This is a genomic window from Pseudomonas mosselii (assembly GCF_019823065.1).
Taxonomy (GTDB): domain Bacteria; phylum Pseudomonadota; class Gammaproteobacteria; order Pseudomonadales; family Pseudomonadaceae; genus Aquipseudomonas; species Aquipseudomonas mosselii.
The window spans coordinates 4,850,004-4,863,997 of record NZ_CP081966.1 but is presented as its reverse complement, the minus strand read 5'-3'; the positions used below and the strand labels follow the sequence as shown (position 1 = coordinate 4,863,997).

Genomic DNA, 13,994 nt, shown 5'->3' with positions numbered 1-13,994 from the left:
TAACCATGCGCTATCCGAACAGGCTACCTGGAGCCTCAATTCCAGGAGGTGCCCCATGATCGGCATGGACCGCCGCACCGGCCAGCCCCTGTCGGGCGTGGCCCACCTGCGTCAATCCATCGAGGACATTCTCACCACGCCGTTGGGCAGCCGGCGCATGCGTCCGGAGTACGGCAGCCAGCTGCGCCGTTACGTCGACCTGCCGGTCAACGAAGGCTGGAAGAGTGCGGTGCAGGCCGAGGTGGCCAGGGCCCTGGGGCGCTGGGAGCCGCGGCTGAAGCTGGAGCGGGTCAAGGTCGTCGCGGTGCTCGATGGCCAGGTCAGCCTGGCCTTGAGCGGTCGTTACCTGGGGGATGACGCCCTGGTGGAGGTGACGGTATGAGCCAGGTCGACCTGTCGAAACTGCCCGCTCCGCAACTGCTTGAAGACCTCGATTTCGAGGTGCTGTACCAGGAGGACTTGGCCAGCTTCCGTGCCCAGCTGGGCGACGGCTGGACCGCCAACCTGGAAAGCGACCCGGTGACCAAGCTGCTCGAGGTCGGCGCGTACCGCAAACTGCTCAACCGGGCACGGATCAATGACGCGGCCAAGGCGCTGCTACTGGCCTATGCCCAGGGCAGCGATCTGGATCAGCTGGCGGCCAACGTCAGCCTGCAACGCCTGGTGATCCAGGCGGCGGACCCGGGCACGATTCCACCGACCGAGGCCGTGCTCGAATCCGACGACGCCCTGCGCGAACGGGTGCAACTGGTCTACGAAGGGCTGACCACCGCCGGTCCGCGTAACAGCTACATCCTCCATGCCCGCAACGCTTCGGGGCGGGTCGCCGACGCGACCGCCGAAAGCCCGTCGCCGGCGGTGGTGGACGTTACTGTGCTTAGCCTGGACAACGACGGCGTGGCCAGCCCCGAGCTGCTGGCGCAGGTAAACGCCTACCTCAACGACGACGATATTCGCCCGGTCGCCGACCGGGTCAATGTGCGCAGCGCCGAGGTGCTGCCGTACCGCGTCGAGGCAGTGCTGCACATGGCCGACAACGGCCCGGAGTTCGAGGCGATCCTCAGCGAATGCCGGCGCCGTCTCCAGGCCTGGGTCAATCCACGCCGACGCCTGGGCGTCGAGGTCGCCCGCTCCGGGATCGATGCGCAGTTGCACATTGATGGCGTAAGCCGTGTCGAGCTGGTCGGTTGGAGCGACATTCGCCCGAGCAAGGCCCAGGCCGCCTGGTGCACCGGCATCGTACTGCGGCGGGGAGGTTGATATGCAGAGCCTTCTGCCGCTCAACCGCACGCCGCTGGAGCGGGCCATCGAGGTGGCGGCCGACGAGGACCTCAAGGTCACGTTGCGCACCCTCTACAACCCCGACACCTGCCCGGCGCACCTGCTCTACCAGCTGGCCTGGGCCTGGTCGGTGGACCGCTGGGACGACAGCTGGAGCGAGGCGATCAAGCGCTCGGTGATCCGCTCGGCGTTCTTCGTCCATGCCCACAAGGGCACCCTCGGCGCTCTCCGGCGGGTGGTCGAGCCATTCGGCTACCTCATCGAGGTGCAGGAATGGTGGCAGACCCAGCCTGCCGGCGTACCGGGCACGTTTGCCCTGAAGGTCGGGGTGACCGACACCGGCATCAGCGAGGAAACCTACAACGAACTGTCGTCGCTGATCGACGACGCCCGGCCGGTCAGCCGCCACATGACCGGTCTGGCGATCAGTCTCGAAAGCCGTGGCGGTCTCTATTTCGGCTGCGCGCTGCAGGACGGCGACGAACTCGACGTCTACCCGCCGGCACCTCCTGACCTGATCGTCAGTGGCGCCATTGGTCGCGGCGGCCGGGAACACACAATCGATACCTTGGACATTGCACATGGTTGACCAGAATTCCCAGTTCTACGCCATCCTCACCAACGTGGGCGCGGCGAAACAGGCCAACGCGGATGCCTTGGGCATCCCGTGGAAAATCACCCAGATGGGCGTGGGCGACGCCAACGGCACCGACCCCACCCCCAACGCCACCCAGACCAGCCTGATCAACGAATGGCGCCGGGCGCCGCTGAACCAGCTGAAGGTGGACGACAAGAACAGCGCGATCATCGTCGCCGAGCAGGTCATCCCGGCGGATGTCGGCGGCAAGTGGATCCGCGAGATCGCGCTGTACGACGCCGATGGCGACATGGTCGCCGTGGCCAACTGCGCGCCGACCTACAAACCGTTGCTCAGCCAGGGCTCGGGGCGCACCCAGGTGGTGCGCATGAACCTGATCGTCAGCAGTGCCAGTAACGTGCAACTGAAGATCGATCCGGCGGTGGTCCTGGCCACTCGTGAGTGGGTCACCGAGGAACTGGCGCGGCAGGATTTCAAGCATTCGGTGCAGGTCGCGACCACAGCCGCCATTACCCTGAGCGGATTGCAGACCGTCGATGGAGTTGCATTGCAGGCGGGGACCCGGGTGCTGGTCAAGGACCAGACGGCGGCCAAGGACAATGGTCTCTACCTGGCGGCCGCAGGCGCATGGACGCGCAGCAGCGATGCCGACAGCGATGCCAAGGTCACGCCTGGCCTGCTGGTGCTGGTCGAGAAGGGCACGGTCAACGGTGACAGTGCTTGGCAGTTGGTCAGCGATGGACCGATCAACCTGGGTGTCAGTGCCCAGGGTTATGAAATGGCTTTTGGCCGTAGCGGAGTGTCGGCAGGAACCTACCGTAGTGTCACGGTAGACAAGTACGGACGAGTGATTGCCGCGACCAACCCGACCACGGTAGCTGGATATGGATTGACCGATGTCTATACCAAGGGCCAGGTGGATACTGCGCTGGCGCTCAAAGCGCCGTTGGCCAGCCCTGTATTCACAGGGGATCCGAAGGCACCCACTCCAGCTGTCACCGATAACGACACTTCAATTGCCACGACGGCATTCGTACGTGGTGCCATGGCACAGTTCGGCGTGGGCGGGACCTGCACTCCCTATGCGGGCAATATAGACACGCTGAACATTAATGGCTTCTACATGATCAGCGGCAACGAGGGGACGCACCCGGTATGGCCTGTAGGGTATCTCGCAGGTGGGGCTGGTCAGCCGATCCCCAATGCCTCCTTGTTGCATATGGAACGTGGAACGGCGAACGCCGCAACTCAGATCTGGGATTCTCTGGTAAGTACGGACGCACCGGCAACGTTCATCCGAACTCGAAATACACTCGGCACATGGTTGCCATGGCAGGAGGTCTGGCACAGTGGGAATACGCCCAAGCTGCAATCGGTGACGGATCGCACAGCAGGGCGTCTGGTTCGCTCTGGTGATTACGGTATCGGAATAGGTGTTTTCAGTACTGAAGCAGACCTGAATAATTACACAGTCCCTGGGAACTATATTACTCCCATGTCTGGAGTTTTGAATCTCCCGACAGGTTGGACGACTGGAGCACGGCGTTTTTCACTGGTCGTGGATGGCCTTAATGAAAAGAACTACCTGACCCAGACATTGACATCTGGACAGTCCGGATTGGGACCTGATCCGGTCCAGCGCGCAATCCGGGTCATGTCTGATGAGCAGAAATGGTCTTCATGGCGTGTACTAGCAACCACGGATAGTCCCTTACTGACTGGCAGTCCAAGTGCGCCAACAGTCGGGCGAGGTGACAGTTCGAGCCGACTGGCCACCACAGAGTTCGCTAGGGAGATCGGGCTGGCATTTTCTTCAAAAATCGTATCTGCGTTGGTGGGAGCGACGCTGACGGCCGAACATGTTGGGCGCTTGACCTACATGGGAGGTGTCGGGGTTTGGAGTGGCAGTCTCCAGTTACCGTCCTCGGGAATTGCAACCGGTTCGGTCTTCACGATTTCCGTGGGCGATGGTGACGGGACGGTGACCATAAAGAAACCAGTAGCTGCTGGTGGGTACATCAGCATCGGATCCAGGCAGTACGACACAATCACCATCCGCTCCAACGAGCTACCGGTCATGCTGATGTGTGTAGCAGACAATATCTACACGGTTATCTCTGGTGGGCTTTCCAACTTGCCAGATTATGCCTCTCTCAAAGCGGTAGTCGGCTGGGCGAAGAATCCCAACGGTTTCATCGAACAATGGGGGCGAATCGTGCTACCCGTAAACATCTCAACGACCGCAATTGACACGGTGTTCCCACTAAGGTTTCCAAATACCTGTTTATCGGTAGTCGCTAGCATTGGCGTATCCATTGACGATTACGACAAGGTGTCCTCTTACCGTCAGGATAGACAGTCGGTAAGTATCGGTATCCCTAGTATTGTGGGATTTGAGGGGCAGGCGTTTTGCGACACCAATCTTGCCAACTCACGCATTGTACAGTGGCGAGCGATTGGATTTTGAGGAAAGGTTGATGACAATTTTTGTAGTGCAAGGAGAACGCACGTTCTATAACGATGAAGTTCACCATAGTATTCCAGGAGCGGCTAAGGCGGTGTCCAGGGAAGTTTACGAGGAGCTTCTTAAGGCCCAGTCAGATTATAAAATTCTTGACTTCGATGTTTTTCCACCTTCGATCCGGGAGCGGCCGAAGACTTGGCCCTCCTCCTTAGAATTGCAAGTATTGATCGATGAGCAAGTGGCAGCCATCTATGCCAACTGGAGCCGCTTCGAAAAAGAGTATCTTTCCCGTGAAAATGCTGCCCGGCAATACAAGGATGCCGGCTATCAAGGCGATGCCGGCATCTGGATCAAGAGTTACGCGGACTCCGCAGGCCTGAGCTGCACCGAGGCTGCTGACCTCATCATTCAGCAGGCTGAGCAACAACGGATGGACCAGGAGGCTCTAGCGGTACTGCGCATGCGCAAGCATGAACTGGATATTGCCGATGGCGAAGCCCGATTCGAACGCTATCAGTCTTTGGTGCGAGAGATCGAACTAATCACCAGTTCTAAAGCCAAGTAACTTCTGCCTTTCAGGAGGCCCCACATATTCGGGGCGTTGTTCATCCTGCCCCCCTTCCAGGCCCCGCACCCGCGGGGCTTTTTCATATCTGAACCTGGAGTAAACCTACATGAGTGGATTCTTCCACGGCGTCACCGTGACCAACGTCGACACCGGCGCCCGCAGCATCGCGCTGCCGTCGTCCTCGATCATCGGCCTGGTCGACACCTTCACCGAAGGCCCGGGCGTCACCGCCAAGGCCAATGACCTTATCCTGATCACCAGCGAGCGCGAAGCGGTCGCGGCGTTCGGCCAGGACGCGGCGATCACCAAGGCCTGCCGCGCCATCTACAGCCGCGCCAAGGCGGTCATCGTCGCCTGCGGCGTGGCCAAGCTCGAAGATGCCGCCGAGCAGACCTCGGCGATCATCGGCAACGTGCTGGCCGACGGCAAGCGCACCGGCCTGCAGGCGCTGCTCGACGGCAAGAGCCGTTTCAATGCCCAGCCACGTCTGCTGGTCACCCCCAAGCACAGTGCCACCCAAGCCGTCGGCACCGCCCTGGTGGCCCTGGCCGACAAGCTGCGCGCCATCGCCATCATCGACGGCCCCAACACCACCGATGAAGCGGCCATCGCCTACGCCAAGAACTTCGGTGCCAAGCGCGCCTTCCTGGTCGATCCGGGCGTGCGCTACTGGGACAACGCCGAAGAGGCCACCGTCGACGCGCCGGGGTCGGCCTGGGTCGCCGGCCTGTTCGCCTTCACCGACCGCGAGTACGGCTTCTGGGCTTCGCCTTCGAACAAGGAGTTCGTCGGCATCACCGGCACCACCCGCGCCGTGGAGTTCCTCGATGGCGACGACACCTGCCGCGCCAACCAGCTGAACAACGCCAACATCGCCACCATCATCCGCGACGACGGCTTCCGCCTGTGGGGCAACCGCACCCTGTCGAGCGACCCGAAATGGGCTTTCGTCACCCGCGTACGGACCATGGACATTGTCATGGACGCGATCCTCTACGGCCACAAGTGGGCCGTCGACCGCTCCATCACCGCCACCTACGTCAAGGACGTCACCGAAGGCCTGCAGGCCTTCATGCGCGACCTGAAGAACCAGGGCGCGATCATCAACTTCGAGGTCTTCGCCGATCCGGAACTGAACACCGCCAGCCAACTGGAGCAGGGCAAGGTGTACTGGAACATCCGCTTCACCGATGTGCCGCCTGCCGAAAACCCCAATTTCCGCGTCGAAGTCACCAACCAGTGGCTGACCGAAGTCCTCGATTCCGCCGCTTAAGGAGCGCATCCGCATGGCAATGATTCCCGAAACACTGGCCAACCTGAACCTGTTCGTCGATGGCGTCAGCTTCCAGGGCGACGTGCCCAGCCTGACCCTGCCCAAGCTCACCCTGAAGATGGAAGAGCACCGCCCCGGCGGCATGGACATGCCGGTCGAGATGGACCAGGGCATGGAGAAGCAGGAAGCCGCCTTCACCACCACCGGCGTGCGCCGCGAGTCGCTGAAGTTCTTCGGCCTGGCCGACGGCACCGCCTTCAACGGCACCTTCCGCGGCGCCTTCAAGGGCCTGAAGGGCAAGATCAACCCGGTCATCGTCACCCTACGCGGCTCGCTGAAAGAGATCGACATGGGGGACTGGAAGTCCGGCGACAAGGCCGAGATCAAGCACAGCGTCGCCGTCACCTACTACAAGCTCGAAGTCGATGGCCGCCTGGTCTACGAAATCGACGCCCTGGGCATGAAGCGGGTGATCGACGGCGTCGACCAACTGGCCGCCCAGCGCGCCGCCCTGGGTCTTTAAGGAGAACGCTCGATGGCTCAAGCAAAAAAATTGCCGCAATGGCTGACCGTCGACGCCGAGCGCGTGACCGTGCGCCTGTCGCGCCCCAGCGAGGCCAACGGTGTGCAGGTCGACAGCCTGTCGCTGCGCGCACCGACCGTGCGTGACATCCGCAATGCCCAGGCCGGTGGCGTGGGCGATGACGAGCAGCGCGAACTGAACCTGTTCGCCTCGCTCGCCGAGGTTGGCGTCAAGGACCTCGAGGGCCTGGCCCTGAAGGACTACAGCCGCCTGCAGACTGGCTATTTTCGCCTGGTGCAGGACGACGAGGTTTGACCCTGCCCGGCAGAAGGCCGCCGCCAGGCGGCTGGCCAAGGAGCTGAACTTTTCCGCCAGCGAAATCATGACCATGTCGTACAGCGACATGGTCTGGTGGCTGGCGGAGTGACAAGGAGCAAGCCATGGCGAACACACAGGTGTTCACCCTCGGCGTCACCAGCGACCAGGCATTGGGCAGGTCCGTCGACAGCTTGCGTGGCCAGGTCGAGCGCCTGCGCAGGCAAGCGGACGGTACCCGGCTCGGGCGGTTGATCGGCGAGGTCATCCGCCTGGGGCTCGAGCTGGACAAGGTGGGCCAGGCCGAAAGGCAGCTGGATAACGACCAGGCATGGACACATAAGGCGCAGATCGACCGATTACGCCGTGAGGGGAACGAGGTCGAGCGCTTGCGCAGGCTTTACCTGTCACTTGGGCGCAAGCCGCTGGAACTGCGTGCGATGGCGGTGGCCTCGAGCGCGCCCACCGCCAAGGAGTCACCAGCCCCGACGTTGGAGCTGCGCAAGGCGGCCTTGCTGGAGGGGACGAGTCCCGCGCCACGGCCGGCCCGGGGTGATCCGCCCGAGGCGCGCAGCGCGGAGCAGGGGCGTGTGCCTCTGGAGTCGGCGAATGCGGGTTTGGCGGTGCTCAAGGCTGGAGCGGTCGGTGCCGGTACTGTCGCTGTAGCCGCTGGCACTGCCTGGGGAGCACGTTCGTATTATCAAAGCCGAACGTCCGAAAGACAAAGCGAGATCACCAAGGGCTTGAAGGAGAACGGTGGCAAGGCTGCCGCCAAGGGCCTCACCAAGCTTGGCTTGGTCATGCTCAAGGACAAGGGCGAGGACAAGGCCGAGGCCGCAGGCGCAGCGCTTGGAGGCGTACTCGGCAACCTGGGAGCGGAGCTCCTGGGCGGCCTGACCAAGAACAAGCAGATCCAGAAGTACGGTGGTGAGATCGGCGAAATGATCGGCGAAGGTGTCGGCGGATTTTTTGGCAAAAAAGTCTTCGGCTGGTTCTCCGATACGCCCGCCGCCAACGATGCACCAGGCAAGGACAAGGCCGCGGCTGACGCTTCAGCTCAACGTTCTGTCGATGCACCCGAGGGGACCGCCACGCCGTCAGAGCAGACCCAAAGCGCCGCACCCGAGAGCGCTGCTGCAACGCAAGAACGCCCCCCCGAAGGGCCCGCCAATGGCGCTCGGGAGATCGTGAAGGGCGGATTGATCGCGGCAGGCGCACTGGGCGGTACCGCGTTTGCCGCCTGGGGCGCGCGGACCTACCAAGGGCAATCTCCCGACCGACGCAGCGAGATCACCAGCGGTCTCAGGGAGAACGGTGGCAAGGCCGCCGCCAAGGGCGTCACAAAGCTTGGCCTGGCCGTGCTCAAGGACAAGAGCGAGGACCAGGCCGAGGCGGTAGGCGCCGCTTTTGGCAGTGTACTGGGAAGCTTTGGGGCGGAACTGCTCGGAGGTGTGACCAAGAACAAGCGGATCCAGAAGTACGGCGGTGAGATTGGCGAAATGATCGGTGAAGGTCTCGGCGGCCTGGCTGGCAAGACGCTCCATGGATTGTTCTCCGACAAGCCCACCGCCAACGACGCTCCTGCCGACAAGGCAAAGACTCCTGCCGCTCGCATGCCGAAAGCGGGTGACGATGCCGAGGAGCCGGAGGAAGAGGAGGAGGAAGAAGAGGTCGACGAAGCCGAGGACGAGGCGGCCTTCTTCGAGGCCCAGGAAGCTGTCCAGGACAGACCGCCAGCCGCCGCATCGGCAGCCAGCGCAGCCGGACTCGCCAGTACTGCATTCACGGGCCAGGTGGGCAGGGCGGTGGCCGGCAATGCCGGCGCCTCGGTGGCAAGGCGAGTGTTCAGGCGCATTCCTGGTGCCAACTTGCTCGACACCGGCCTGCAACTTGCCGAGACCTACAACAGCGACGCCCCCCCCGAGCAGAAACTCGAGGGATATGGCACCGCCGTCGGTGGCCTCGGAGGCGGTTTGGCCGGTGCTGCGGCAGGTGCCGCCATCGGTTCGGTGGTGCCGGTGATCGGCACCGCGATCGGCGGCCTGATCGGTGGCGTGCTGGGCAGCATGGGTGGTGAAAGCATCGGTGGCTGGCTGGGCAAGGCGCTAGGTTCGGGCAAGGAAGAGCTCGCCGCCAAGCCGGGCCTGGGTGAGGCAGCACGGGTAATGGATAGCCCTGCGCCACAGCCGCCGCTACCCGCGCCACCGGTAGCGACGGCCACGCCAGCGGTCCCGCCCGCGCCGATCAACCAGCAATTCACCTTCACCGCCAACATGCCGGTCACGTTCAGCAACAGCCTCGATGACCCTTCGGTGTTGCAACAGCTGGAGGCCATCGCCCGTCGCCAGCTCGAGGAACTCATGCGCCAGGCCCGTTCCGCGCAGTTGGCCGACACCCCACATATCGCACTTTAAGGAGGATCCATGACCTATCTGGAGCAGCTGCAAGCCACGCTGCACGCCCTGGTCAAGGCGGGAGAGGCAGGGCGTCGGCGTGCCGACGCCATGCTCGATCCGATGAACGACGCGATCGTCCATATACAGGGCGCGGTGGGTGAGCTGGAAGGCTTGCCGGTGGTCGGCCCGATCATCGGGGCCAAGCTGCAGCGCACCATGCGCGCAATCACCAACGCCCAGGCCCGGGTTGCCAAGGTGGTGGCCAAGTACGACCAGGCGGTGGCGGTGGTGCGCCAGGTGCGTGATCGCATCGACGGCTTCGCCGCCCATGCCGCCAAGGCCGGTGCGGCGATTCGCCGTGTGGTGGGGGAGGTGCGCTCGACCGTCAATGGCGTGCTGTCGACGCTGGGTTTCGCGCCCGAGGCGACGCCGGCCGCCGAAGCGGTCAAGCCGTTCCCGCACTTGCTGGTGCTGCAACCGCTCAAGGCGGGCGCGGCGCCGTACTACTTCAACCTGGACACCGCCGCCTTCGACCAGCTGCGCCGACAGACGCGCTTTCGCTGGGCCGGGCAGGAGCGCCTGAGCCGCGCGAACGCCCAGCAGGCGGTCAGCCTGGGTGAGGAGAGCATCAACATCCGTGGCGCAATCTTCCCCGGGTTCAAGGGCGGCCTGGGCCAGTTGCAGACGCTGCGCAGCATCGGCCGCCAGCTGCTGCCGCTGTCATTGACCACCGGTTACGGCGAGGTGCTCGGCACCTGGTGCCTGACCAGCATCGAGGAGGAGCAGAGCGTCCTGCTGGCCGGCGGCATTCCGCGCAAACAAGGGTTTTCACTGGAGTTCGTGAGCTATGGCCAAGACCTGCACAACGTCTGAGGGCGACCTGCTCGATACGCTCTGCCAGCACTACTACGGCCACTTGGCCGGTACGGTCGAGGCCGTGCTGGATGCCAACCAGGGGCTGGCGGACGAGGCGCAGCCGTTTCGCGCCGGGGTGAGGATCCTGTTGCCCGAACTGCCGATGACGACGAGCGATACCGTGCAACTGTGGGACTGATCTGGAGCCTCAATCGTGCAACCCCAATTTCGTATCACCGCCGATGGCAACGATATTACCACCCTGATCAACGACCGTTTGCTGCTGCTGCGCACCACCGACAAGCCGGGCCTGGAGTCCGATGAGTTCGAACTGCGCCTCGATGCGCGGGACGGCGTCCTGGCCTTGCCAGCCAGGGGCGCAATGCTCGAAGTGCACCTGGGTTACGCCGGGCAGCCATTGAACCGCCTGGGCCGCTACACCGTGGACGAGGTCGAGCTGTCCGGACCGCCGGACACCCTGGTGATCCGCGGCAAGGCCAGCGACCTGCGTGGCAGCGGCAAGACCATCCGCAGCGGCAGCTGGGAGAACGCGACGCTGCAGCGCATCGTCGCCGAGATCGGTGCCCGCAATGGCTGGCAGGCGGTGTGCCCGGTGGCCGTGCAGGTGCCGCGGGTCGACCAGTACAGCGAGTCGGACTTCAACTTCATCACCCGCCTGGCGCGCCTGCACGACTGCACCGCCAAGCTCGCCAACGGTCAGCTGCTGGTGCTGCCGCGCCAGGGCGGTCAGAGTGCCAGCGGCAAGCCCCTAGGGGTGATCGGCATTGCCCGCAACGAGGTCAGCCAGTGGCAGTTTCGCCTGGCTGACAAGAGTACCCACAAGGCCGTCAGGACCCGCCACCAGGACAGCGCCAGCGGGCGCCTGCAGGCGGTGGAACTGGTCAATGACGATGCGCCGGACGGCCTGCAGCCGGTCTACACCGACCGCCACCTGTACCCCAACCGCGCGGCGGCGGAGCAGGCAGCCCGCGCCCGGCTGGCCAGCTTCAACCGCGACACCGCCAGCGTGCGCCTGGACATGCCCGGGCGCACCGACCTGTTCGCCGAGCGCGGCATCGAGATCAGCGGCTTTCTCGCCGGGCTCGACGGACCCTACCTGGTGGAGTCGGTCGAGCAGGTGTTCACCAGCAGCGGTTGGCGCACCACGGTGCAGTGCAATGGTGGCAAGCAAGGCAAGGCCAAGGTCAAGGGGCCGGCACCGCGCCGAGCAGGCGCGGTGAAAGCCTAGCGCGCCTTTCACTGGTGCGGGCAAGGCATGACGCGTTGAGCGTAGCAGCGGGCTTGCCCCCCGAACACCGGCAAGTCTGGTGCCATGCACCGCGACGACGGCGTCGCGGGCCAAGCCCGCTCCGATGCTGCGCCTGAGTCTTGTTGCGCAGCCCATCCGAATCCGGAGCCTCCATGAAACCCAGTCTACTCAGCGCCCAACTGGCGCTTTGCCCAAGCTTGGGCGACACCGCCGTGGTCGGCCTCGACCTGGCGGCGATCGACAACCTCGCGCCAAAACCCCAGCCGACCGCCTGCCTGCTGCTGACTGGCGAAGAGGCCGACCGCAACGACCTGCAGAACGCCACGCGGCAGAACCTGCGCGAGCGCTTCGAGGTGCTGTTGCTGCTCGACAGCAGCGCGCAGGGAACCGCCTCGGCCCTCGAACGGCTCGACAACCTGCGCGCCGAGCTGTGGTTGGCGCTGGTCGGTTGGAGACCCGCCCCCGGCCGCGAGCCGGTGGAATACGCCGGTGGCGAATTGCTGCGCTGCGACACGCGCCGTGTGCTGTATCGCCATCGTTTCATCGCCCCGCTGCAGCTCGGCCGCAGTCGGGCCAGCGAGCCCGCCGAGACCTGGCATGAACGCCAGCTCGACCAGCTGCCGCCGTTGTCCGGCGTCACCGTACGGGTCGACGCCATCGATCCGGCGGACCCGAACCTGCGTCAGCCAGGCCCCGACGGGCGCATCGAAATGACTTTCCAAGGAACCTTCAACCCATGACAGCACGCATCACCGTGATCCCGGCCACTGGCCGGGCGGTGCCGGATCCGCAATCCGGCGACCTGCTGCCCGCCGAGGGCCGCGATGTGCCGGACACCGTCTGGTGGCGCCGCCGCCTGGCGGATGGCGATGTGATCCTCAAGGCCGCCGAGGCGGTCAAATCTCAGGGAGCGAAATAATGTCGGTCGGATTCAGCAACATCCCCGCGGACATCCGTGTTCCGCTGTTCTACGCCGAGATGGACAACTCGGTGGCCAACAGTGCCTCTTCCAACCTGCGTCGGCTCATCGTCGCCCAGGTCAACGATAACGTCGGCGCCGAGCAGGCCGGCAAGCTAGTACTTGTACCAAGCCTGGCGGTGGCCAAGCAGATCGGCGGCCAGGGTTCGATGCTGGCGGCCATGTACGAGACCTGGCGCAAGGCCGACCCGCTGGGCGAGATCTGGTGCCTGCCGCTGCGCAACAGCGAAGGTGCAGTGGCCAAGGCCGAGGTCAAGGTCGAAGGCAGTGCCACCGAGGCGGGACTGGTCAACCTCTACGTGGGCGGCGTTCGGATCCAGGCCGGTGTGCTCCTGGGCAGCACCGCCGCCCAGGTGGCCAGCGCCCTGGCGCTGAAGATCAACGCCAGCCCCGATCTACCGGTGACCGCCGTGGCCAGCGCCGGCGTGCTGAGCCTGAGCTGCAAGTGGACCGGAGACAGCGGTAACGACATCGCCCTGCAGCTCAACCGTCTTGGCCTGAGCAACGGCGAGCAGACCCCGGCCGGCCTGGTGTTGACCGTCACCGTATTCGCCGGCGGCGCCGGCGTGCCAGATCAGGTCCAGGCCCTGGCAGCAGTGGGTGACGAGCCCTTCGAGTTTATCTGCCTGCCGTGGTCCGACAGCGCCAGCCTGGATGCCTGGAAACTGGCAATGGACGACAGCGCCGGTCGTTGGTCCTGGAGCCGTCAGTTGTATGGCCATGTCTATGGCGCCAAGCGGGGCACCGTCGGTACCCTGGTGGCCGCCGGCCAACTGCGCAACGACCAGCACGCCAGCCTACTGGCGGTCGAGCGCGGCGCGCCGCAACCGGTTTGGTTGCACGCGGCCAGTTTTGCCGCACGCTCGGCGGCGTTCATCAGTGCCGACGCCAGCCGCCCGACCCAGAGCGGCACCCTGCCAGGCCTGGAGCCGGCGCAGGCCAGCGAGCGCTTCAGCTTGAGCGAGCGCCAGTCGCTGCTCAGCTACGGCATCGCCACGGCGTACTACGAAGGTGGCTCGCTGCGCATCCAGCGGGCGATCACCACCTACCAGAAGAATGCCTACGGTCAGCCGGACAACTCCTATCTGGACAGCGAGACCCTGCATCAGTCGGCCTTCATCATCCGCCGCCTGCAGGGCGTGATCACCAGCAAGTACGGCCGTCACAAGCTGGCCAGCGACGGCACCCGCTTCGGCGCCGGCCAGCCGATCGTCACCCCGAGCACCCTGCGTGGCGAGTTGATCGCCCAGTACGCCAGGCTCGAACAGGAAGGGCAGGTGGAAAACGCCGAGCTGTTCGCCGAGCACCTGGTGGTGGAGCGTTCGAGCACCGACCCGAGCCGGGTCAACGTGCTGTTCCCGCCGGATTACGTCAATGGCCTGCGCGTGTTCGCGCTGCTCAACCAGTTCCGCCTGCAGTACGAAGACGCCGCCTGAGCCGCGTCCACCACCACCCAACCCGGCCCGCCCTGA

General features: G+C 64.5%; 15 protein-coding genes and 1 pseudogene. All 16 read left to right on the top strand.

Features of this window, described 5'->3' with window-relative positions:
* Positions 1-55 precede the first annotated feature (55 nt).
* The 16 genes and pseudogenes from K5H97_RS22640 (at position 56) to K5H97_RS22570 (ending at position 13,958) form a co-directional block, all read left to right on the top strand.
* Positions 56-382 carry a GPW/gp25 family protein gene (locus K5H97_RS22640; protein WP_028690641.1) on the top strand — a complete coding sequence of 109 codons (327 nt, stop codon included), beginning with the start codon at positions 56-58 and terminating at the stop codon, positions 380-382.
* Entirely contained in the window at positions 379-1,260 is an 882-nt protein-coding gene (locus tag K5H97_RS22635) for a baseplate assembly protein (protein WP_028690640.1), read from the top strand. Before K5H97_RS22640 ends, K5H97_RS22635 begins: the two co-directional genes overlap by 4 nt.
* Position 1,261: 1 nt before the next feature.
* Positions 1,262-1,870, top strand: a complete 609-nt coding sequence (locus tag K5H97_RS22630) for a phage tail protein I (RefSeq protein WP_028690639.1) — start codon at positions 1,262-1,264, stop codon at positions 1,868-1,870.
* Positions 1,863-2,930 (top strand): annotated as a pseudogene (locus K5H97_RS22625) (phage tail protein); the annotation flags it as partial. The gene K5H97_RS22630 and the pseudogene K5H97_RS22625, both read left to right, overlap by 8 nt.
* Complete coding sequence (locus tag K5H97_RS30205; protein ID WP_428829790.1) at positions 2,925-4,346, top strand: pyocin knob domain-containing protein; 1,422 nt, start codon at positions 2,925-2,927, stop codon at positions 4,344-4,346. The pseudogene K5H97_RS22625 and the gene K5H97_RS30205, both read left to right, overlap by 6 nt.
* Before the next feature lie 10 nt (positions 4,347-4,356).
* On the top strand, positions 4,357-4,908 hold the full coding sequence (locus tag K5H97_RS22620; RefSeq protein ID WP_051555668.1) for a hypothetical protein: 552 nt from the start codon (positions 4,357-4,359) through the stop codon (positions 4,906-4,908).
* 109 nt (positions 4,909-5,017) lie between these two features.
* Positions 5,018-6,184 (top strand): phage tail sheath subtilisin-like domain-containing protein, encoded by a 1,167-nt coding sequence (locus K5H97_RS22615; RefSeq protein ID WP_028690638.1) that lies wholly within the window; start codon positions 5,018-5,020, stop codon positions 6,182-6,184.
* 13 nt (positions 6,185-6,197) lie between these two features.
* Positions 6,198-6,707, top strand: a complete 510-nt coding sequence (locus tag K5H97_RS22610) for a phage major tail tube protein (protein WP_023628885.1) — start codon at positions 6,198-6,200, stop codon at positions 6,705-6,707.
* Between the two features lie 12 nt (positions 6,708-6,719).
* Complete coding sequence (locus K5H97_RS22605; RefSeq protein ID WP_028690637.1) at positions 6,720-7,022, top strand: phage tail assembly protein; 303 nt, start codon at positions 6,720-6,722, stop codon at positions 7,020-7,022.
* A 125-nt stretch (positions 7,023-7,147) separates the two neighbouring features.
* Complete coding sequence (locus tag K5H97_RS22600; protein WP_028690636.1) at positions 7,148-9,436, top strand: hypothetical protein; 2,289 nt, start codon at positions 7,148-7,150, stop codon at positions 9,434-9,436.
* A 9-nt stretch (positions 9,437-9,445) separates the two neighbouring features.
* Positions 9,446-10,291 (top strand): phage tail protein, encoded by an 846-nt coding sequence (locus tag K5H97_RS22595; protein ID WP_028690635.1) that lies wholly within the window; start codon positions 9,446-9,448, stop codon positions 10,289-10,291.
* Complete coding sequence (locus tag K5H97_RS22590) at positions 10,266-10,472, top strand: tail protein X (protein WP_028690634.1); 207 nt, start codon at positions 10,266-10,268, stop codon at positions 10,470-10,472. The genes K5H97_RS22595 and K5H97_RS22590 overlap by 26 nt, the downstream gene beginning before the upstream one ends.
* Positions 10,473-10,487: 15 nt before the next feature.
* Entirely contained in the window at positions 10,488-11,522 is a 1,035-nt protein-coding gene (locus tag K5H97_RS22585; RefSeq protein ID WP_028690633.1) for a phage late control D family protein, read from the top strand.
* A gap of 173 nt (positions 11,523-11,695) precedes the next feature.
* Positions 11,696-12,283 (top strand): phage tail terminator protein, encoded by a 588-nt coding sequence (locus K5H97_RS22580; protein WP_028690632.1) that lies wholly within the window; start codon positions 11,696-11,698, stop codon positions 12,281-12,283.
* Positions 12,280-12,462 carry a DUF2635 domain-containing protein gene (locus tag K5H97_RS22575; RefSeq protein ID WP_028690631.1) on the top strand — a complete coding sequence of 61 codons (183 nt, stop codon included), beginning with the start codon at positions 12,280-12,282 and terminating at the stop codon, positions 12,460-12,462. The genes K5H97_RS22580 and K5H97_RS22575 overlap by 4 nt, the downstream gene beginning before the upstream one ends.
* On the top strand, positions 12,462-13,958 hold the full coding sequence (locus K5H97_RS22570; protein WP_028690630.1) for a phage tail sheath subtilisin-like domain-containing protein: 1,497 nt from the start codon (positions 12,462-12,464) through the stop codon (positions 13,956-13,958). Before K5H97_RS22575 ends, K5H97_RS22570 begins: the two co-directional genes overlap by 1 nt.
* Positions 13,959-13,994 lie beyond the last annotated feature (36 nt).